General features: G+C 66.9%; 12 protein-coding genes and 1 tRNA gene. 5 read left to right on the top strand and 8 right to left on the bottom strand.

All coding sequences use genetic code 11. The features are described 5' to 3' along the window. Positions 1–179 precede the first annotated feature (179 nt). From QTI51_RS01385 to QTI51_RS01365, 5 genes are all read left to right on the top strand, one after another. Positions 180–4409 (top strand): DUF4132 domain-containing protein, encoded by a 4230-nt coding sequence (locus QTI51_RS01385; RefSeq protein WP_116908502.1) that lies wholly within the window; start codon positions 180–182, stop codon positions 4407–4409. Positions 4410–4532: 123 nt separating this feature from the next. After that, a complete protein-coding gene (locus QTI51_RS01380) occupies positions 4533–5690 on the top strand; it encodes an ATP-binding protein (protein ID WP_116908503.1) in 1158 nt (385 codons plus the stop codon). Positions 5691–5698: 8 nt separating this feature from the next. Next, the gene (locus tag QTI51_RS01375) at positions 5699–8233 is read left to right on the top strand and encodes a DUF5682 family protein (protein WP_116908504.1); all 2535 of its coding nucleotides are present in this window, start codon (positions 5699–5701) and stop codon (positions 8231–8233) included. Then, the gene (locus tag QTI51_RS01370; protein WP_116908505.1) at positions 8230–9354 is read left to right on the top strand and encodes a VWA domain-containing protein; all 1125 of its coding nucleotides are present in this window, start codon (positions 8230–8232) and stop codon (positions 9352–9354) included. Before QTI51_RS01375 ends, QTI51_RS01370 begins: the two co-directional genes overlap by 4 nt. After that, entirely contained in the window at positions 9351–11651 is a 2301-nt protein-coding gene (locus QTI51_RS01365) for a YehQ family protein (protein ID WP_116908506.1), read from the top strand. Before QTI51_RS01370 ends, QTI51_RS01365 begins: the two co-directional genes overlap by 4 nt. 279 nt (positions 11652–11930) lie before the next feature. Here QTI51_RS01365 and QTI51_RS01360 read toward each other — a convergent pair whose 3' ends face one another. The 8 genes from QTI51_RS01360 to QTI51_RS01325 form a co-directional block, all read right to left on the bottom strand. Then, entirely contained in the window at positions 11931–12137 is a 207-nt protein-coding gene (locus QTI51_RS01360) for a helix-turn-helix transcriptional regulator (RefSeq protein ID WP_286513744.1), read from the bottom strand. A gap of 1279 nt (positions 12138–13416) precedes the next feature. Next, the gene (locus tag QTI51_RS01355; RefSeq protein WP_286513134.1) at positions 13417–14421 is read right to left on the bottom strand and encodes a LysR family transcriptional regulator; all 1005 of its coding nucleotides are present in this window, start codon (positions 14419–14421) and stop codon (positions 13417–13419) included. A gap of 98 nt (positions 14422–14519) precedes the next feature. Next, positions 14520–15785 carry a porin gene (locus QTI51_RS01350; RefSeq protein WP_286513138.1) on the bottom strand — a complete coding sequence of 422 codons (1266 nt, stop codon included), beginning with the start codon at positions 15783–15785 and terminating at the stop codon, positions 14520–14522. A gap of 492 nt (positions 15786–16277) precedes the next feature. Continuing rightward, a complete protein-coding gene (locus tag QTI51_RS01345; RefSeq protein ID WP_116908511.1) occupies positions 16278–17489 on the bottom strand; it encodes a tyrosine-type recombinase/integrase in 1212 nt (403 codons plus the stop codon). 177 nt (positions 17490–17666) lie between these two features. Beyond that, a tRNA-Thr gene (locus QTI51_RS01340) sits at positions 17667–17742 on the bottom strand. A 62-nt stretch (positions 17743–17804) separates the two neighbouring features. Beyond that, on the bottom strand, positions 17805–18383 hold the full coding sequence (locus QTI51_RS01335) for a ClpXP protease specificity-enhancing factor (protein ID WP_116908512.1): 579 nt from the start codon (positions 18381–18383) through the stop codon (positions 17805–17807). Between the two features lie 42 nt (positions 18384–18425). After that, positions 18426–19037 (bottom strand): glutathione S-transferase N-terminal domain-containing protein, encoded by a 612-nt coding sequence (locus QTI51_RS01330; protein WP_116908513.1) that lies wholly within the window; start codon positions 19035–19037, stop codon positions 18426–18428. Positions 19038–19136: 99 nt separating this feature from the next. Next, positions 19137–19910, bottom strand: coding sequence for a cytochrome c1 (locus QTI51_RS01325; protein ID WP_116908514.1), 774 nt, complete (start codon positions 19908–19910; stop codon positions 19137–19139). Positions 19911–19932 lie beyond the last annotated feature (22 nt).

Raw genomic sequence — 19932 nt, 5'->3', positions numbered from 1 at the left:
CTGTTTTTTCAGCACTGCCGAGGCAGAGAACGCCGCGTGGCTGACCGGTTTGGCCCGACAGGCCACGGCATGCCATCGCGCCATGCAATCGCTCATGCAGCAGCCCATGCAGTGCCGCGCGGCGCCTCGCCCGCGGTCGCGCCATTCATTCACAGATTCACAGGGAGGACGTTTTTTCCATGCGCCGTTTTGAACTGATCGAAGGAACCGCCAGCAAATTCTGGGAGGTGGAGCAGTCGGACACCGAGCTCAACATCCGCTGGGGCCGCATCGGCACCGCCGGCCAGAGCCAGACCAAGTCGTTCGCCGATGCCGCCAAGGCCGCCACCGCGCTGACCAAGCTGGTGGCGGAAAAGGCCGGCAAGGGCTACAGCGAAGTGGGCGTGGCCGCCGGTGCGGCCATCGGCAAGACCGAGGCGAAGCCGAAGGCAGAAGCCTCGCCGGCGGCAGACACCGTGCCAGAGAAAGCCGCCGCTCCTTCGACGGCGAAGACCGCGCCCGCAAGCAATGCAGCCGCAAGCAACGCACCCGCCAGCGACGCGCCCACCGAAAGCATCGATGGCCAGGCCGAGCGCGCCTTCGAAAACGTGCGCGCGCAAATCGAGGCGGGCACTCTCACCCACAAGGACACGCTCTCGCCCGCCGTCCTCAAGCGCCAGCACGGCGTGAGCGAGCAAGGCGCCACGCTCGCCTTCAAGCGGCTGCAGTCCACGGGCCTGATCGAAGGCTGGGGCACCAGCTGTTCGCCGAGCAAGGACGCGCAGGCCATCGCGAAGGAACTGGGCGCCTCCGCCTCCATGGCATCCCCCACGCAGGCCGCCGCATCGGTCCCCCCGGCCGGGCAACCCGCTGCCGACGCGGACACGCCGCCCTGGCTCGCCGCCGGCACGCCCGTGCGGCTGTCGCCCGACATGCTGCGCGAGGCCTACCCGTCGCGCCGCTTTCCGCCCAAGCCGGTCGAAACGCCGGCGAGCGTGGCCGCGGCCTGGTTGCCGGTGCGCCGCAAGCTGGACCTGAACGTGAACCTGGCCGGCACCGACGCCTCGCTGCGCGACGCCGCGCAACGCATGATCGACCGCAGCACGCAGCCCATTCCCGCGGCCGACGCCGAGGCCGACACCGTGCTGCTGGCGCTCGCGCTGAGCAGCGGCAACCACGGCAACAGCCCGATGGGCGCCGAGCTGGTGCCCTACCTGGCGGCGCAGTACGGCCTGCCGGGCGCCATCGACATCCTGCTGGCCGCGCAGCAGATCGAGGTGCAGTCCGCCTACGACCGGGCGGCCAAGAAGCACCAGTACAGCTTCGGCGCCACGGTCGCCAAGCCGATGGGCAGCGCCTACTACGGCCCCGTGGGCGAAGGCGAGCTGGCCTTCCGCACGCACCTGGCCCTGGCCGCGCCCGAGGTGTGGCAAGACTGCCGCGACCGCATCGAAGCCGGCCTGCCCAAGGTGCACGAAAGCCGCCGCCCCGCGCTGGCCATGCTGCTGCCCGACGCACCCGAGATCTCGAACGCGCTGGTGCATGCGCTGGCCGCCGACAAGAGCGCGACCGAGACCATGCACTGGCTGCAACTGACGGCCACCGACCCCGACGCCGTCGCACTGGCCGCGAAGGTGCGGCTGAGCTATTCAAGTGGCTTCTGGGGCCACGGCCCCATGACCAGCACGCTGGTGCAGGAGCGCGGCACGGAGGCCGTGCCCGTGCTGGAGCGCGGCGCCGCGAGCGACGACGCGGGCGACGCCCTCGCCTGCATCGGCACGCCCGATGCGGTGCTGGCGCTGGCCCGCGTGGCAAGCACGTCGAAGGGCGCGCTGTCGCGCCTGGCGCTGGCGGTCGACCGCTGGCCGATGGCGGCGATGGCGGCGCTGTCGCGGCTGGTGGCCGCCGGCGGCAAGGACGCCAACCTCATCAAGCCCAGCCTCACCCGCCTGCTGCGCGCGCACGGCGCCGCGCTGCCCGCGCTGCGGCCCTGGCTGGACGCCGGCGCGCAGGCCGTCATCGACCAGCAACTGGCGCTGCTGGCCGGCCCCACCGAGGTGGCCGAGGCCGGCGAGCTGCCCGGCGTGCTGGTGGCGCCGCCGTGGCTGGCGAAGGTGCAGAAGAAGGCGGCCGGCGCGCTGGCCCTGGAGCCGCTGGCGCTCGCGCCCGTCGAGCAATGGGGCGAAGGCGCGAGGGAGAGCGCGCTGCGCCTGGCCTCCTGGCAGCAGACCCGCCAGGACCTGGCCCGCAAGGACATCGGCGTGCTGCTCGACCAACTCGGCTTCGAGCGCAAGGACAAGAAGGAGCACGGTCCGCTCGGCAAGGCCGCGGAGGCCGCCATCAAGGCCGGCGACACCGATGCGCTGGTCACGCAGTGGCGCGCCATGCTCGCGGAGCGCAAGTCGGGCCGCTACTGGTGGTTTCGCTTCGACTCGTATGTGGCGGCGGTGCTTCCGGCCTCGATCGGCGTGCCGTTCTGGAACGCGATTGCCGGCGAATCGGAAAGCGACGACATCGGCGTGATCCTGGCCACCCACGGCCTCGCCGTGCTGCCGGGGCTGGTGGCCATGGTGCGCAGCAAGCCGACCGAGAACCTCTCGTACGCGCAGAACTACGGCGCGGCCGAACTCGCCATGCCCGCCGCGCGCGCCTTCGCCAAGCTGAAGACGCTGCGCGCCGAAGGCCGCGCCTGGCTGCTGAAGTACCCGGAGCACACCGCCTGCGGCCTGATCGCGCCCGCGCTGGGCAAGGCCGGCGAGGCGCGCGACTGCGCGGGCGCCGCGCTGCGCCTGCTGCAGGCCAACGGCCACGAGGCGGTGCTGCTCGAGGTGGCGGGCCGCTACGGCAAGCCCGAAGTGGTCGAGGCGCTGCGCGCCGTGCTCGACGAAAGCCCGCTCGACCGCTTTCCCACCAAGCGCGCGAAGCTGCCCGAGTTCTGGCAGCCGCGCGGCTGGCGCCGGCCCACGCTGAAGAATGGCAAGGCCCTGCCCGACGAGGCGCTGGAGCACCTCGGGCAGATGCTGACCTTTCCCACCAACGAGGAAATCTACGGCGGCATCGCCGTGGTGAAAGAGGCCTGCGACGCCGGCTCGCTCGCCGAGTTCGCGTGGGACGCCTTCACCGCCTGGCTCGATGCCGGCGGCCCCAGCAAGGAAGGCTGGGCGCTCACCATGCTGGGCCAGTTCGGCAACGACGACACCGCGCGCAAGCTCACGCCCTTCATTCGCGCCTGGCCCGGCGAGGCCGCGCATGCGCGCGCCGTCACCGGGCTGGACGTGCTGGCCACCATCGGCAGCGACGTCGCGCTCATGCTGCTCAACGGCATTGCGCAGAAGGTGAAGTTCAAGGGCCTGCAGGACAAGGCGCGCGAGAAGATCGCCGCCATTGCCGAGGCCCGCGGCCTGAGCACCGAGGAGCTCGAAGACCGGCTCGCACCCGACCTCGGGCTGGACGAGCAGGGCACGATGCGGCTGGACTTCGGGCCGCGCGCCTTCAAGGTGGGGTTCGACGAAACGCTCAAGCCCTATGTGCGCGAGACGACGGGTGGTGCGGGCGGCGCGGGCGGTGTGAACGGCGTGGATGGCGCGCGCCTGCCCGACCTGCCCAAGCCGAAGAAGACCGACGACGCCGAGCTGAGCAAGGAGGCCGTCGAGCGCTTCAAGCTGCTGAAGAAAGACGCGCGCACCATCGCCAGCCAGCAGCTGCTGCGCCTGGAAGTGGCCATGTGCGCCCGCCGGCGCTGGACGCCCGAGGTGTTCCGCATGTTCCTGGTCGAACACCCGCTGGTGCGCCACATCGTGCAGCGGCTGATCTGGGGCGTGTACGAAGTGGAAGGCGAAACGAGCTATGGCGGCGCGCTGAAGGCGTGCTTCCGCGTGGCCGAGGACGGCAGCTACACCACGGCCGAAGACGACCCGTTCGAACTGCCCGAAGCAGGCGACGGCGCGAACATCCGCATCGGCGTGCCGCATGCGCTGGAGCTCTCCGCCGCCGACGCGGCCGCCTTCGGCCAGGTGTTCGCCGACTACGAGCTGCTGCAGCCCTTCGCGCAGATCGGCCGCGACATCTACACGCTGACCGACGACGAGAAGAAGAGCCTGAAGCTCGAACGCTGGAAAGACGTGAAGGTGCCCACCGGCCGCGTGCTGGGGCTGGCCAACAAGGGCTGGCGCCGCGGCCAGGCGCAGGACGCCGGCTGCATCTGGTACTTCAGCAAGCCGCTGGGCACGGCCCGCGTGATCGAGCTGAGCCTGGACCCCGGCATCATCGTCGGCATGGTCGACGAGTACCCCGAGCAGACGCTGGGCCAGGTGCAGGTCGGCAAGCCGTCGGGCTGGGGCGACATGCAGGATGCGGAGGCGCTGCACCAGCTCGACGCGATTTCCGCCAGCGAACTGATCCGCGACATGGAAGGCCTCCGGGCAGCATGAGGCTCGCCCCCAGGCTTCGCGCACTTCGTGTCGCTACGCCAGCCCCCTGCCGGGGGCAACGCCTGCGGCCCGGCAAAGCCGGTGCCGTGTTGTTTCCCGAACAATGACCTGACCGAATCAAAGATGGCAACCACCCGCAAGACCCAGGACACCGGCACGGCGGCGCAACAGCTGCAGCGCCCGCCGGCGGAAATCCAGTACGCCGCGCAGCTCGCGCGCCTGCAGGCGCAAGACAAAGACCCGCGCCCGCCCGGCTGGGCGCTGGGCCTGAAGGCCGCGCGCTCGTTCATCCTCGGCGACGCGGCGCTGGACATCGCGCCGAAGATCGTCGCGCCCGTGGCCAGCATCGAGCGCATGCTCGTCACGCTGGCCACCGGCCGCGGGCTGATGCTGGTGGGCGAGCCGGGCACGGCGAAGTCGATGCTGTCGGAGCTGCTGGCCACGGCCATCTCGGGCATCTCGACGCTCACCATCCAGGGCGGCGCGTCGATCACGGAAGACCAGATCAAGTACGGCTGGAACTATGCGCTGCTCATCAACGAAGGCCCGAGCCCGCGCGCCATGGTGCCCGCGCCGCTGTACCTGGGCATGCAGCGCGGCCAGGTGGTGCGCTTCGAGGAAATCACGCGCGCGCCGCTGGAGGTGCAGGACTGCCTGCTGGGCATGCTGTCGGACCGCGTGATGTCGGTGCCCGAGCTCGCGGGCGAGCACGGCATGCTCTATGCGCGCGAGGGCTTCAACATCATCGCCACCGCCAACACGCGCGACCGCGGCGTGAACGAGATGAGCGCGGCGCTGAAGCGGCGCTTCGACTTCGAGACGGTGTTCCCCATTCTCGATTTCGACCGCGAGCTGGCGCTGGTGCAGGAGTCGTCCGCGCGGCTGCTGGCGCAGAGCGGCATCCCGAAGACCGTGCCCGCGCCCGTGCTGGAGCTGCTGGTGTCGACCTTTCGCGACCTGCGCGGCGCGCCGGGCAAGGCCGAGAAAGGCAGCGGCAATGGCAGCGGCAACGGTGGCAACGACGGCGCGATGGACAAGCTCACCGCCGTCATGTCCACCGCCGAGGCGGTGAACGTGGCGCACGCGGTGGGCGTGCGCGCGTGGTTCCTCGAGCAGCGCGAAGGCTCGCCGGCCGACCTGGTCGACTGCATCGCCGGCACGGTGGTGAAGGACAACGCCGACGACCGCGCCAAGCTGCGCCGCTACTTCGAGCAGAAGGCGGCCAAGCGCAACGGCGCGCACTGGCGCGCGTACTACGAAGCGCGCCACCGGCTGCCTTGACTCTGCCGATGACGCAACCCCACATCGTCGGCGTGCGCCACCACAGCCCCGCCTGCGCGCGGCTGGTGGCCGAGCGCATCCGCACGCTGCGCCCGGCGTTGGTGCTGATCGAAGGCCCCGCCGATTTCAACGAGCGGCTCGACGAGCTGTACCTGCCGCACCGGCTGCCGGTGGCGATCTACAGCTACCTGTCGGGCGACGAGCGGCACCACGGCTCGTGGTCGCCCTTCGCGGAGCATTCCCCGGAATGGCAGGCGCTGATGGTGGCGCGCGAGGTGGGCGCGGCGGTGCGCTTCATCGACCTGCCCGCGTGGCACGAGGCCTTCTCGCACATGGAGAACCGCTACGCCGACGTGGCCGACCACGCGCACGAGGAGCGCGCCGAGGCCTACGAGCGCGCGCTGACCGAGACGCTCTCGGTGCAGGGCCGCGACGCGCTGTGGGACCACCTGTTCGAAGACGGCTGCGACGCGGGCGAACTGGCGCGGCGGCTCTCGACCTACTTCGACCACCTGCGCGGCGAAGACCGCGGCTCGCAGGGCAACCAAGCTCGCGAAGACATGATGGCGCGCTGGATCGCCTGGGCCATGGCGCAGCCGGCGCAAGCCGGCCGCGCGCAGGCGCTGGTGGTGTGCGGCGGCTACCACGCACCCGCGCTCGCGCGGCTGTGGCGGGGGATGCCGGCGGACCTGCCCGGCACGCCGCAGCCGTCGGTCAAACCGTCCGCCGAAAGCACACCTGAGATGGCGGCCCGAACGACGGCCGCGGCGCCTGCGGGCGCCCCGCTGCGCTTCGGCTCCTACCTCGTGCCCTACACCTTCAAGCGCCTGGACGCCTTCGCGGGCTATGCCTCGGGCATGCCTTCCCCGGCCTACTACCAGTGGATGTGGGAGCTGGGCCCCGAGGGTGCCGCGCACCGCGCGCTGCAGCAGGTGATGCAGCGCCTGCGCGAGAAGAAGCTGCCCGCCTCCACCGCCGACCTGATGGCCATGCACCTGCGTGCCCAGGGCCTCGCGCGGCTGCGCGGGCACGAGAAGCCGCTGCGCTCCGACTGGCTCGACGCGCTGGCCGGCGCGCTCGTGAAAGACGCGCTCGACGCCCCCCTGCCCTGGACCTACCGCGGCGCCATGCGCCCCGGCACCGACCCCGTGCTGGTGCAGGCGATGGACGTGCTGGCCGGCGACACCGTCGGCCGCCTCGCGCCCGGCACGCCGCAGCCGCCGCTGGTGGCCGCGGTGCAGGCCGAGCTGGCGGCGCACGGCATCGTGCTGCGCGGGCAGCTCAAGCTCGACCTGCTGGGCGAGGCCGACCGCGCCAAGAGCCGCGTGCTGCACCGGCTGTCGATTCTTCGGCTGCCCGGCGTGCGCCGCACCCAGGGGCCGAAGCTGGCGATGTCGGGCGAGCGCACCGAGCTCTGGTCGCTGGGCGAACCGCTGGAACAGCAGGCCGCGCTGATCGAGGCCGGCGCCTGGGGCGCGAGCCTGCACGACGCGGCGCGGGCCCGGCTCGAAGACGACCTGCGACAGGCACAAGGCCGGATCGGCCCGCTGGCTGAGGGCCTCAACCAGGCCGCGTGGGCGGGGCTGTCGGCACTCAGCGATTCGCTGCTGCGCGAGCTGCAGGGCGCCATCGCCAACGAAGCGCGGTTCGAGGCGCTGGGCCCGGCCCTGTCGGTGCTGCACACGCTGCTGCGCCACGGCCAGATGCTGGGCATGGCCGACGCGCCGGTGCTGCGCGTGGTGATCGCCGCGGGCTTCGACCGCGCGCTGTGGCTGCTGGAGCCGCCGGCCGAGGTGGCGCCGGCGGACATGCAGCCGCACCTGGAAGGCCACCTTGCGCTGCGCCGGATCGTCGCTGACATGTTGGCCGATGCGCAGGACCGTGCGCATGACGCGAGCAGCGCGAACGCTGCGAACGCCGCGAACACTGGGTCTCTGCTCGACATCGAGCCCGCGCGCGCGCTCGCCGTGTGGCAACGCAAGGCCGCAGATATGGCCGCAGCGCCCGTGAGCCGGGGCGCTGCGTTGGGCGCGACGCTGAGCCTGGCCGGCCGCACGGTCGGCGCGCAAGTGCAATCTCAAGCGCAGTCACAAGTGAAGTCGCAGGTGCCATCGCATGCCGACGGCGTGAACGAAGCGATGCAGCTGCTGCACTCGTTGCCTGCCCCCGTGCTCGGCGACGCGCTCACCGGCCTGCTCGCGCTGGCGCGCGAAACGCTGGCCGCCGAACCCGCCTTCATCGCCGGCATGGACCGCACCGTGCAGGCACTGGACAACGCCGACTTCGTGCGCGCCATGCCCAGCCTGCGCGCCGCCTTCGCCTGGCTGCCGCCGCAGGAGCGCGGCCTGCTGGCCGACCAGGTGCTGGCGCTGCACGGCGCCACGCACCTGTCGCGCCGCACGCTCACCGCGCCCCTGGCCGGCGATGCCGCGCCCGAGCAGCTGGGCGAGGCGCGCCGCGTGGAAGACGAGGTGCTCGCGCGCCTCGCGGCCTGGGGCGTGACGCTGCCGGGACAAGACACAGAGGAAGCCGCCCCGTCATGAGCCTCGACATTCCCGATCCGCTGCAACGCTGGCGCCTGCTGCTGGGCGATCCGGCCGAGAAGGCCTGCGGCAGCCTCAGCGCCGAGGCGAAGGCCGCCGACGCCGCGCTCGACTGGCTCTACGGCCGCGACAGCGACCGCGCGAGCCGCGGCGAACGCAGCGCGGGCCTCGGCCCTTCTGCGCTGAGCACGCCCGACTGGATCAACACCATCCACACGCTCTTTCCCAAGGAAGTGATCGAGCGGCTGGAGCAGGACGCGGTCGAGCGCTACGGCATCGACGAGGTGGTGACCAACCTGGAGGTGCTGGAGCGCATCGAGCCCTCGGAGTCGCTGCTGCGCGCCGTGCTGCACACCAAGCACCTGATGAACCCCGAGGTGCTCACGGCCGCGCGCAAGCTGGTGGCCGAGGTGGTGCGCCGCATCATGGAGAAGCTCTCGACCGAGGTGCGCCAGGCCTTCAGCGGCAGCCGCGACCGGCGCCGGCGCTCGCGCATGAAGGTGGCGCGCAACTTCGACTTCAAGCAGACGCTGGCGGCCAACCTGCACCGCTACGACCCCGAGCGCCGCAAGCTCTACGTGGAGCGGCCGGTGTTCATCAGCCGCACGCGGCGGCATGCCGAGCCGTGGGACATCGTGCTGCTGATCGACCAGAGCGGCTCGATGGTCGACTCGGTGATCCACAGCGCGGTGATGGCCGCCTGCCTGTGGCAGCTGCCCGGCATGCGCACGCGGCTGGTGGCCTTCGACACCGCGGTGGTCGACCTGACGGACGATGTGTCCGACCCTGTCGAGCTGCTGATGAAGGTGCAGCTGGGCGGTGGCACCGACATTGCCAAGGCGGTGGGATATGCGCAGTCGCTCATCGCCAATCCGGCCCGGAGCATCGTGGTGCTGGTGAGCGACTTCTACGAAGGCGGCAGCCCGCACGAGCTGGTGCGGCGCGTGAAGGCGCTGGTGGAGTCGGGCGCCAAGGTGCTGGGCCTGGCCGCGCTCGATTCGACCGCCGAACCCAACTACGACCGCGAGATGGCCGCGCGGCTGGTGCGCGAAGGCGCGCAGATCGGCGCGATGACGCCGGGGCAGCTCGCCGGCTGGCTGGCCGAGAAGGTGCAGGCATGAGCACCGGCACCGCATGGCGCGCCGACCTGCTGGAGCTGACGCCCGAGGCGCTCACGGCGCTTGCGAACGCGGGCTTCGTGAAGCGCGCGCAGAAGGACGTGGCGGCCGGCCTGCTGCCCAGGCTCGAGAACGGTTCGGGTGACGCAGATGGCGTGGTGGTAGCACACTTCGACGACGGCGTGCGCACCAGCCTGCCGCCGGGGCGCACGCTGCGCGACGCGCAGTGCAGCTGTCCCGCGAGCGGCATGTGCAGGCACCGCGTGATGCTGGTGCTGGCGTACCAGGCACTGGCTGCGTCGTCGAAGGCGGAGGCGCCTGCCTCCGCTTCCGCGCAAGAAGCGTCCGGGAAGCCGGGCGAGAAGTCGGGCGAGAAGCCGAGTGAGGCCGACGGCGCCTGGAGCCCCGCGCAGTTCGACGACGACGCGCTGGCCGCGAGCGTCGCGCCCTCGGTGCTCGAGCAGGCGAACAAGCTCGCCGCGGCGCGTCCGGTGGTCGGCGTGCAGGCGTGGCGCAGCGCCAGCGCGCCGCCGGTGGCGCGGCTGCCGATGTGCAGCGTGCGCTTCTTCTCGCGCAGCTCGCTCGTGCACGCGCGCTGCGACTGCAAGCAGGGCAGCGGCTGCGCGCACGTGGTGATCGCGGTGTGGGCGTTCCGCCAGGCCGGCGAGCTGGCGCCGGGCTCGGCGGAAGCGATGGTCGAGGTGCGCTCGCCCACCGCCGCCCATTCAGGCCCGGAGGCAGGCGCGGTGGACGATGCCGGCGCGCGGCAGCCGCTGATGCAGGGCGACGCGGCGCGCACGCTGCGCGCGAACATCGACGCCCTGCTGCTGTCGCTCTGGCTCGACGGTTCGAGCCAGCCGCTGATGGCGCTGGCGGCGCGCTTCGAGGCCGTGCGCGAACAGGCCCGCGCGCTGGGCTGGAACTGGATCGACGACGCGCTCGACGAGCTCTGGCAGCTGCTGCAGGCGCAACAGGCGCGCAGCAGCCGCTTCGAGCCGCTGCGGTTGGTGCGCGTGCTGGCCGAGCTGTGGGCGCGGCTGCAGGCCGCGGCGCACGCGGAACAGCCGCGAACGCAGAGGCCCGCGCTGCTGGCGAGCCAGATCCTGGGCGTGGGGGTGAAGGGCGAAGTGGCGCTCGACCACCTGCGGCTGGTGTCGCTGGGGGCGGAGCTCTGGTCCGACCTGTCCGCGGACGGCAGCGCGACGGGTGGGTCGGAGGGTGGATCGGAAGGCGCGAGCATCCTCTTCGCGGACCCCGACACGCAGAACGTGACAGTGCTGCAGCGCCAGTGGTCGCGCGCGGCCGACGCCGCGGCCGGCGGCGCGGCGCAGGCGCTGATGAACCGGCGCGTGGCGGGCTTTCCGCTGCGCCAGCTCGCGAGCGGCCAGGTCATCACCAAGACCGCGACGCGGCGCGCCAACGGGCTGGTCGACATCACGGCCGGCGCGCGGCAGACGGGCGTGCTGCCGCTGTCGCCCACCTCGTGGAACGACCTCGTCGCACCGCTGCGGCAGGACAGCGTGGCCGCGCTGGTCGCCCACCTGGGCGAAGCGGCGCCGGATTTCGTTCGGCCCAGGCAGGCGGCGAGCGGCGCGTCGGCGGGCACGTCGGGGCAGCTGCATGTGGTGGCGTTCGACCGCATGGAGGTGGTGTCGTGCCACTGGGACGCGGCGGCGCAGGTGCTGCATGCGGAGTTGGGGCAGGCGCCGGGGGATGCAGTGGGTGCGGCGGATGCGGACGACGCCGGCGAGTCCGTGGTGGCGCCGCCCTCAGAACGGCTGCGGCTGGCGCTGCCGCACCGCGCGGTGGCGCCGGGCGCGGTCGATGCGCTGGCCCGCACGCTGGCCGGCGACCACGGCCCGCTGCGCGCGGTGGCGGGCACGGTGCACCTGCAAGGCGGCGTGGCGGTCATGCAGCCGCTGAGCCTGCTCACGGCGCAGCGCGCGGTCGTGCTGCAGGTGGAAGCGGTGGCGCCGCAACCGCTGGGGCTGGAGAGCGACGTCGACGAAGTGCCCGCGCTGAATGCGCTGGCCGGTGACACGCTGGAGCTGCTCGCGCAGTGGCTGCGCCAAGGGCTGCGGCACCAGGGCGGCGGCGCGCTGTCGCGGGCCGAGGCGCAGGTGCTGCGGCTGAAGCAGGCCGGCCTGGCGCGGGGCGCCGCGCTGCTGGGTGCCGTGCTGGAGAACCTGCGCTCGGCGCAACGGCCCGCGCTGGTGGCGCAATTGGCGATGCTGGGGTTGCTGATGCAGGGGGTGGTGCAGGCGGCTTCAGCGCACGCTCCGGACCCCGCGCAGGCATGAAAAAGCCCCCAGGCCATTGCTGACCTGGGGGCTCTTTGCTTGGTGCCGCTTGTCGGAATCTTAAAAAGGTCCACAGCCCGCACGGATGCTTGAGACTCGGCGCGGGGCTCTGAAAAGTACCGGCAGCAGTACCGACAGCTTTCGACCTGTTGCTCAACTGCGTCGCACACTTCGTTGACCATCGACTATGAGCCTTGAACCGCAACCCTGCTGTGCGCATTCGTCTCGATCGGGGGCAGGAACACTCCGGTACCGGAGCTCGCCCTGCCGACTTTCGGACTACGCGTCATTTGAGCCAGCGCATTCACCCGTTTTGAGTTGGGTCGACCGATATTTCTCCGGGTTCTCGACCCATGCGCGAAGCGATGTGGTGCGCCAGCCGCATGCTCTCCCACCTAGGTGCACGGGCGCGGGGAAGAGGCCGCACGCAATGCGCCGATAAATCGTTGCACGACTTAATCCGGTGATTCGAAGCACAGCATTCATTCGAACGTAAGCCGGAAGCTCAGCTATCGCAGGGCTTAGCGGGTCATGGTCCTCAGGCAATTTAATTGAACTGTCTCTTTTCACCATCGTCTCCTCCGCCGAGCTTAATGCGTTGAGCAGGTAAAGTCGTGGGCTGCGTGGCTCGGCGTGAACACACACCCCTAGCAGACGACCAGCCAAGCCGCCATGAATTCAGACTACTTCGAAAAATTGACAATGGCTACTACTAAAAATAGCAGTCAACTCAGCGAAAAAGCAATTCGAACGCTAAGCGCTCACGCGATATCGCGGCTTATTTAAAAGAAGCTCGGCCACATCCACGTTGATCGAAATCGCCAGCCGTTCGACGTTGTCGCAATGAGACGCGACACCGCACCGTTCATCAGAGCCGACATTCCTTGCAACGGTCGAACTACCCCGAATGTGTAAGTAACACCGTTCAACCCAACATCCATGCGGGGTGCAAGGATGGTGTGATACCGACGACATCTGAGTAACACACGACTTTCTCGAATTCATGCGGGTTTGCAAGCATCCTGTGGGTGCGTATGGTGTATAGGCTTGGCTTGCATAAAAAATAGGCACCTAGTCCGAACGCCCCTATCCATTGTTCGCTGGCAGTCCACATCGAGCGCTCGACACGAGCGATCGAGAGCGTCATAGCGCGACGCCGCAGGCGTCTGAGTTGCGTCCGACTTGCGTCCGAGTTGCGTCCGAGTTGCGTCCGATCTGGGTCCGATCTGCGTCCGATCTGCGTCCGATCTGCGTCCGATCTGCGTCCGATCTGCGTCCGATCTGCGTCCTAGATGTACACATACCCGCTTGACCCGCTGATCATCTGTCGCCGAGCTTCACACAAGCCGCAGCAAACTTGAAACTACTCGTGCGCAGACGTTCGTGGTGGCTTATGTACCGCCGCACGGCGGTCGTCTCGTCCTCACCTAAAGGCTTAAAGGCATTTAAGACTTGCGGCATCGTAGCTTCGACCGTGAGTGCATGAATGCCCGCTGTTTGTTTCGGTATATCGAATGATTCTTTATCGGACACCGAGTATTCATCGGACGTCCGGCCTGACATTCGACCTCCTCTGTGCCAAGGCTAAAGCATTTTGATATGACCCTGCCCAGCGCGATCTCTATGCAACGCCGCCGGTCATCGGAAGCGTAACCATCGAAATCGAAAACTATGTCGGCGCAGTTGGGATTGTTCGAGGTCCGCGCGATACCCGCGGTATCAAGGGTCCACCACAGCGATGATTACGTTGGTTGTTGGGCTCGGCTTAGTCAAGAATGTCCTGACCCTCTCTGTGGCCCTCGTCGTCATCTAAGTCTTGGCCTTCATCCCCGTCATGATTCTCTTCAAACGTAGCGCCTCCATCTCCCTTCAAACTTGTCTGCAGCGCTTCAACAAATGCTCTAACTATGGGAGCAAGTTGGCGACGGCTCGGGTAAGTTAGATACAGCGCCAATGGGGGAAATTTAATTTCCGTGTGTACGTGTCTCAAAGTTCCAGCGGCAAAGTGAGCAGTGCAGAAATGCAACGGGAGAACGCCAACTCCGAGACCCGCCAGCACCAGTTCTCTGATGCCGTGGTCATCGTTGCCGGCAACACGAACGACGCCTTCATAACCCGTCAAACCGTTGGCTTCAAGGCTAAGCGGCTCAACTTCCAGCCGGTTGATGAAAGCCGCTGGTGCTCGCGCCGAATCGTAGTCTGATCTGGCCACAAGGCCACGAGTCAGTTGTGCGATGCGCGCCGCTCCAGGCGGCGGTGTCGGACCCGGGAACAGGGCCACATCGACCTCTGCACCCAAGAGAACTGACCGTTCGCTCGCAACGCGAACAACAAATTGCGCGGAGTCGTAGCGCTCGAGGAGCTGCGGCAGGACGATCTTGTACAGATGATCCGCCAAACCTGCATCACTGGATACGTGAACAACAAGCGGTCCCGTCGGAGCAGCCTTCAACTCCTTCACATGAAAAATCGAGTCGCTGACGCGTTGAAGAATTTCAGTGCCTCGATCCCGGAGGGCGCTTCCTGCGCGGGTCAATTTCACCTTGCGTGTAGTGCGCTGGAGCAGATCTGTTTTCAGGAGCCGCTCAAGGCGCGAAATGCTTCGACTGACACTCGATTTGCTTGTCCGAAGCTCTTCGGCAGCTGCCGAAAAGCTGCACAGGACAGCAACGTACGTGAAGATGCGAAGGTCATTCAGATCGAGCAATTGCTCAGAAACAGTTTCAACGCCTTGACCTGCATCTGACTTTTCCGACTGATGAGAGGACATACCCGTTTGGTGTGATGGAAATGAAAAAAGCCACTCGACTTTCGTCGAGTGGCTTCTTGAGCTTCTTGAATTCAAAGCTGGCTTACGCCAGCGTCAAATTAGAAAGCGTGACGGATACCGAAGTCGTAGCCGGTGGAGCTCTTCGGGGTGAAGGCGCCAGCGGTGTTGTTGTAGAAGGCGGGGCCGCCAACCGTCAGAGCAGCACCGTTCTTGTTCGACACGCGAGCGATCGTTGCGTACAGAGCCGTGCGCTTCGACAGGTTGTGCACGTAGCCCAGAGCCAGCTTGTTAGCCTTGGGATCCGGCGTGTTCACTGCGAACGGGTTGTTGTTCACCGTGTTGAAGTCGTACTTGACGTGCGACCACGAAGCGCGGATCAGGCCAGCACCGACCGGCACGGTAGCGCCGAGCAGGTAACCGGTCAGGTCGACGTCAGGACGGCCGCCCAGGAAAGGCGTCACTTCGTAGTCGACCTTGTTGCGGGCCTTCGACAGTTCACCGAACAGCTTCACGGGACCGAAGTCATACGAAGCGCCCAGGTTCACGGTGTTCACGCTGGTGGTGGTGCCGGCGTAGTAGTTGTCGCCAACCGTGCTGCTGCCGTAAGCCAGTGCAACGTCCAGAGGACCGTTTGCGTAGCCGAAACGGCCACCGACGTAACGACCTTGGCGTTGGCTGTTAGCAACGTCAGGCGTGAAGATGCCCGAGTCGTACTTGGTCTTCTCAGCGAAGCCGTACTGCAGCTGGCCGTAGAAGCCGCCCAGGTTCGGCGGCAGGAAGTAGCCGACGGTGTTGCTGGCGCGAACATAGTTGCTCGAACCGACGTTAGCCAAGGAGCCAACGGATGCTGCGGGGGTACCGAAGCCGCCGAAAGCGGTGTTAGCCGTCGAGATCAGGTTGGTGCCAACGCCGTTGGTGCCGAACGGATCGAACACGGTGTCGTTCCAGAACGTCGGGGTGTAGTCACGACCCAGGCGGATTTCACCGAAACCACCCGACAGGCTCACGGTCGAGCGACGTGCGAAGGTTGCGACACCTTGGCTGCCGTCGTCGTTGGAGATCGGGGCTTCGAGCCAGAAGCTGGCTGCCAGACCGCCACCCAGGTCTTCCGTACCACGGAAGCCCAGACGGCTGGAGTTGTAAGCCGAGTTAGCCAGTTCACGACGGCTGGTCTTGACCGAACCTTGGTTCAGGTAAACAGGGATGCCGAATTGGTTCGGGAAAACCGTTGCACGCTCATCGCGGGCGGTGTTCGAGTAGCCAGTGACCGAAGCGTCAACGACACCGAACAGGGTGACCGACGACTGAGCCGAGGCAACGCCGGCAACAGCCAGGGCAGCCAGAGCAACAAGAGATTTTTTCATTGCAAGTTTCTCCAAGGTTAAACATAGGGCTCCGGTGCGAAGGGCTCACTGTGACTGGCACTTTGTGCTCCCACCGGACCCCGGGCCAACCTCCTTTTGGGAAGTTGTAGCTATTGCACCAGAGCCACTCCGGCAGGGCAAAGCAAATCAGCGGAAAAGTGCCGCTGTTGACCGGTTTCGTTGCGTCAACACGACAGCACGGCCCCTCCCTTCCGCGACGGTTCTCCCACCGTCAGTTGCGACACAAATGCTTGCATTTCGTGTGTGGCCAAGCATCACCGCTGCACATTGCAACAAAGGTAAGCACAGCTACGGTGCCAACGCTCTCTTCACCCACCACCGCAGCTAACTTTCGGGTTTAACTAGGTTGATATGACCGAGAAGCGGAATGTTGCAATCCTGGATCTGTGATCGCTCGGCCTTAGAGCCGTCGCAGGCCAGCGCGCCAGCATCGGGCGCGCCACGGGCCCTAATCCCTCCGCGGTGGCCGATTCAGTCCGCGATTTGGGCCGAAGAGCTGCGCAGGCGATCAAGATAGTCCGCCCAGCGCTGCATCATCTCAATGCGTGCAGCAAGGTGCGTAGCGCGGTTGTAGGCACGACCAAGCGGTCCATGCACTGCGTGACCCAGCTGGGCCTCGATCAGATCCGGCCTCTCTCCCAGGACCTCGTCCAAGAGGGTCCGTGCAGTGGCGCGGAAACCGTGCGCAACATGCGTCGAAGAGTCATACCCCATCGCTCGCAGCGCCGCGTTGATGGTGCCATCCGACATCGGCAAGCCGCCGGCGCGGATCGAGGGGAAGACATAACGGCCATGCCCACTCAGCGCGTGCTGCTCGCGCAGGATCTGCGTAGCCTGGGTGGGAAGCGGTACCAGCAGATCGCGCTTCATCTTGGTCTTGCCCCCTGGGATGGTCCACAGCCCGCCATCGAGATCGACCTCAACCCACTCCGCAGTACGAAGCTCCCCGGGCCGAACAAACACAAGGGGCGCCAACTTGAGCGCGGCACTCACAGTCGGGTGAGCCGGCCAGCCATGGATCGCACGTAGCAGCCCGCCAAAAGCCTTCGGCTCGATGATCGCCGCGTGGTGCACTTTCTTTTTGACTGCGATGGCGCCCTTCAAGTCCGCAGTCACGTCCCGCTCTGCCAAGCCTGCTGCCACGGCATAACGAAAGACTTGGCCGATCAGCGTGCGGACGCGCGCCGCACTGTCGAGCGCACCTCGCCTTTCCATTCGTCGCAGCACGCGCTCCAGCACATCCCGAGGTGAGATTGCGGAAACCGGCATCTTGCCGATGTACGGATTGATGTCCTTGGTGAGCCAGGTGGTGAGCTTGTCCGTCGTGACAGCCATGCGTTGGTCGTCTGTCTTCGTCAGCCATGCGGATGCGACACTGGCGAAATCGTTCTTTGCGGCATCCGCGCGCGCCTGCTTCTCTTCGCGGTTGGCCTTGCTCGGGTTGATGCCATCTGCCAACTGCTCGCGGGCTTTCTCTCGACGCTGGCGTGCCTTCGCGAGCGACACCTCTGGGTAGATCCCCAGCGCCAGCGTCTGGGCCTTCCCATCGATTCGATAGTCCAAGCGCCAGTATTTGCCAGCCGCCTTGACCCTCAGATACATGCCGCCGCCATCAGCGTAGCGCTCTCCAATCGCAGAGCCTTTGTGCTTCACCTGCTTCACGAACGTGTCCGTCAGTGCCATGGATGAACCCCTTGTCGGTACCTCGAATGTCGCCCTTTGCGAAGTACCTGCAGAAGTACCGACAAAGTGCTGATATGGAATGCTACAAGCTGACCTATTCGAAGACAAAGAAAAACCCGCTGCCCCTATGAGGGACAGCGGGTTCGGTGTTCTGAGAGTACCCAGGAAACACTAAGTTGGTGCCGCTTGTCGGAATCGAACTGACGACCTTCCGCTTACAAGGCGGGTGCTCTACCAATTGAGCTAAAGCGGCGGAAATTCCAAGGCGTGATTCTAGTGGCGTCGGCCGGGGTGTCCGGCCGTGCCTGCGCGCGCTTACTTGACCCGCTTGAGCGAAGGCCGCGCGCCGCCGCCGACCGGCGGGCGCGGCGGCTCGTCGACCGGATCGCTGCCCGCGCCGGCGTCGACGACGCTTTCGTCGCCGTCTTCGCCCGTCACCAGGTGCACGATCTTGCCGGCATCGCCTTCGGTGCCGCGCGAGGCGTCACGCAAGGGCATGCGCGCCGGGCCCTGGGGCGACGGCGCGGCAGCCGGGGCGTCGCCGCCCTGTTGATCGGCGGGAACGGAAGGGGCCGGCGCCGGAAACGCCATGCCCTGCCCGTTCTCGCGCGCATAGATCGCAATCACGCGCCCCACGGGCACGCTGATTTCACGCGCCGTGCCCGCGAAACGGGCCTTGAACTCGATGAAATCGTTGCCCAGCTTGAGCGAGCTGGTCGCGTCGAAGCTGATGTTGAGCACGATCTCGCCGTTCTTCACGTACTCGCGCGGCACCTGGACGGTGTCGTCGACCTGCACCGCGACATAGGGCGTGAACCCGTTGTCGGTGCACCATTCATACAGCGCCCGAATGAGGTACGGGCGGGTGGAGGACGACTCGAGCGCGTTGATCATGAAAAACTGCGAGAAACGATGGAAGCAAGCATTGCAGCTTACTTACTTTCGCATGACCTTTTCGGACGGGGTCAGTGCTTCGATGTAGGCCGGGCGCGAGAAGATGCGCTCCGCGTACTTCAGCAGCGGTGCCGCGTTCTTGCTCAGGTCGATGCCGTAGTAGTCCAGGCGCCACAGCAGCGGCGCGATGGCCACGTCGAGCATCGAGAAGTTGTCGCCCAGCATGTACTTGTTCTTGAGGAACACGGGTGCCAGCTGCGTGAGGCGGTCGCGGATGTGCGAGCGGGCCTTTTCAATGGCCTTCTCGTTGCCCTTGGTGGTGCGGTTCTCGAGCGTGGCCACGTGCACGAACAGTTCCTTCTCGAAGTTGAGCAGGAACAGGCGCACGCGGGCGCGGTCGACCGGGTCGCCGGGCATCAGCTGCGGATGCGGGAAGCGCTCGTCGATGTACTCGTTGATGATGTTCGACTCGTACAGGATCAGGTCGCGCTCGACCAGGATCGGCACCTGGCCGTACGGATTCATCACGCTGATGTCTTCGGGCTTGTTGTAGAGATCGACGTCGCGAATCTCGAAGTCCATGCCCTTTTCGAACAACACGAAACGGCAACGGTGGGAAAAGGGGCAGGTCGTTCCTGAATACAAGACCATCATGGCGAGAGACTCCTAAAAATCAAAAAGAGTGGGTTGCGTTGGCAACCCACTCTGTGGGACCGGTTGCCCCCAGCGGGCGCCCGGTCGGCGTGGACGGAACTACTTGACGTCTTTCCAGTACGAGGCGTTCAGTCGCCACACAAAAACCACCGACATGGCCAGGAACAGCAGCACCCAGACGCCGATGCGAATACGGGTGTTCTGTGCCGGTTCGGCCATCCATTGCAGGTAGCTCACCAGGTCGCCGACGGCATTGTCGTATTGCACGGATGTCAGGGTGCCGGGAGTGACTTGCTCCCAACCCTTGAACACTTCGGTTTCGTGGCCGTGCTGTTCGACCTTGGTGTAGACCGGGCGGCGGTCGCCTTGCAGTTCCCACAGGGGGTTCGGCATGGCGACGCTCGGGAACACGAGATTGTTCCAGCCGGTGGCTTTGGTGTCGTCGCGATAGTACGTGCGCAGGTAGGTGTACAGGTAGTCGGCACCCGTGCCGCCGTGGCCGGCGCGCGAACGTGCCACCAGCGTGAGGTCGGGCGGCGTGGTGCCGAACCATTCCTTGGCCTGGCGCGCATCGATGTTGGCCTTCATGGTCTCGCCGACCTTGTCGGTCGTGAACAGAAGGTTGTCCTTGATCTGCTGCTCGGTGATGCCGATGTCCTGCAGGCGGTTGTAGCGCATGAACGCGGCCGAGTGGCAGTTCAGGCAGTAGTTGACGAACAGCTTGGCGCCGTTCTGCAGCGCGGCCACGTCGGTGGTCTTGTTGGGCGCCTTGTCCCAGGCGATGCCTTCGGACTCGGCAGAGGCCGCCGCGGAGAAGGTCAGGCCCAGCGCGAGACCCAGGACCGCGAGCCAGCCGGAAATGCTTTTCTTCATCGTGTGTTCTCTCAGCTCTTTG

The sequence above is a fragment of the Variovorax sp. J22G73 genome (genome assembly GCF_030317035.1).
Taxonomy (GTDB): domain Bacteria; phylum Pseudomonadota; class Gammaproteobacteria; order Burkholderiales; family Burkholderiaceae_C; genus Variovorax.
The sequence above is the reverse complement of the archived record's forward strand: the minus strand, read 5'-3'. Positions and strand labels throughout refer to the sequence as shown.

Excerpts from the sequence above, each read along its gene's own strand:
- QTI51_RS01385 (WP_116908502.1), top strand. The coding sequence starts at position 180 with ATGCGCCGTTTTGAACTGATCGAAGGAACCGCCAGCAAATTCTGGGAG.
- QTI51_RS01380 (WP_116908503.1), top strand. The coding sequence starts at position 4,533 with ATGGCAACCACCCGCAAGACCCAGGACACCGGCACGGCGGCGCAACAG.
- QTI51_RS01375 (WP_116908504.1), top strand. The coding sequence starts at position 5,699 with ATGACGCAACCCCACATCGTCGGCGTGCGCCACCACAGCCCCGCCTGC.
- QTI51_RS01370 (WP_116908505.1), top strand. The coding sequence starts at position 8,230 with ATGAGCCTCGACATTCCCGATCCGCTGCAACGCTGGCGCCTGCTGCTG.
- QTI51_RS01365 (WP_116908506.1), top strand. The coding sequence starts at position 9,351 with ATGAGCACCGGCACCGCATGGCGCGCCGACCTGCTGGAGCTGACGCCC.
- QTI51_RS01360 (WP_286513744.1), bottom strand. The coding sequence starts at position 12,137 with ATGAATGCTGTGCTTCGAATCACCGGATTAAGTCGTGCAACGATTTAT.
- QTI51_RS01355 (WP_286513134.1), bottom strand. The coding sequence starts at position 14,421 with ATGTCCTCTCATCAGTCGGAAAAGTCAGATGCAGGTCAAGGCGTTGAA.
- QTI51_RS01350 (WP_286513138.1), bottom strand. The coding sequence starts at position 15,785 with ATGAAAAAATCTCTTGTTGCTCTGGCTGCCCTGGCTGTTGCCGGCGTT.
- QTI51_RS01345 (WP_116908511.1), bottom strand. The coding sequence starts at position 17,489 with ATGGCACTGACGGACACGTTCGTGAAGCAGGTGAAGCACAAAGGCTCT.
- QTI51_RS01335 (WP_116908512.1), bottom strand. The coding sequence starts at position 18,383 with ATGATCAACGCGCTCGAGTCGTCCTCCACCCGCCCGTACCTCATTCGG.
- QTI51_RS01330 (WP_116908513.1), bottom strand. The coding sequence starts at position 19,037 with ATGATGGTCTTGTATTCAGGAACGACCTGCCCCTTTTCCCACCGTTGC.
- QTI51_RS01325 (WP_116908514.1), bottom strand. The coding sequence starts at position 19,910 with ATGAAGAAAAGCATTTCCGGCTGGCTCGCGGTCCTGGGTCTCGCGCTG.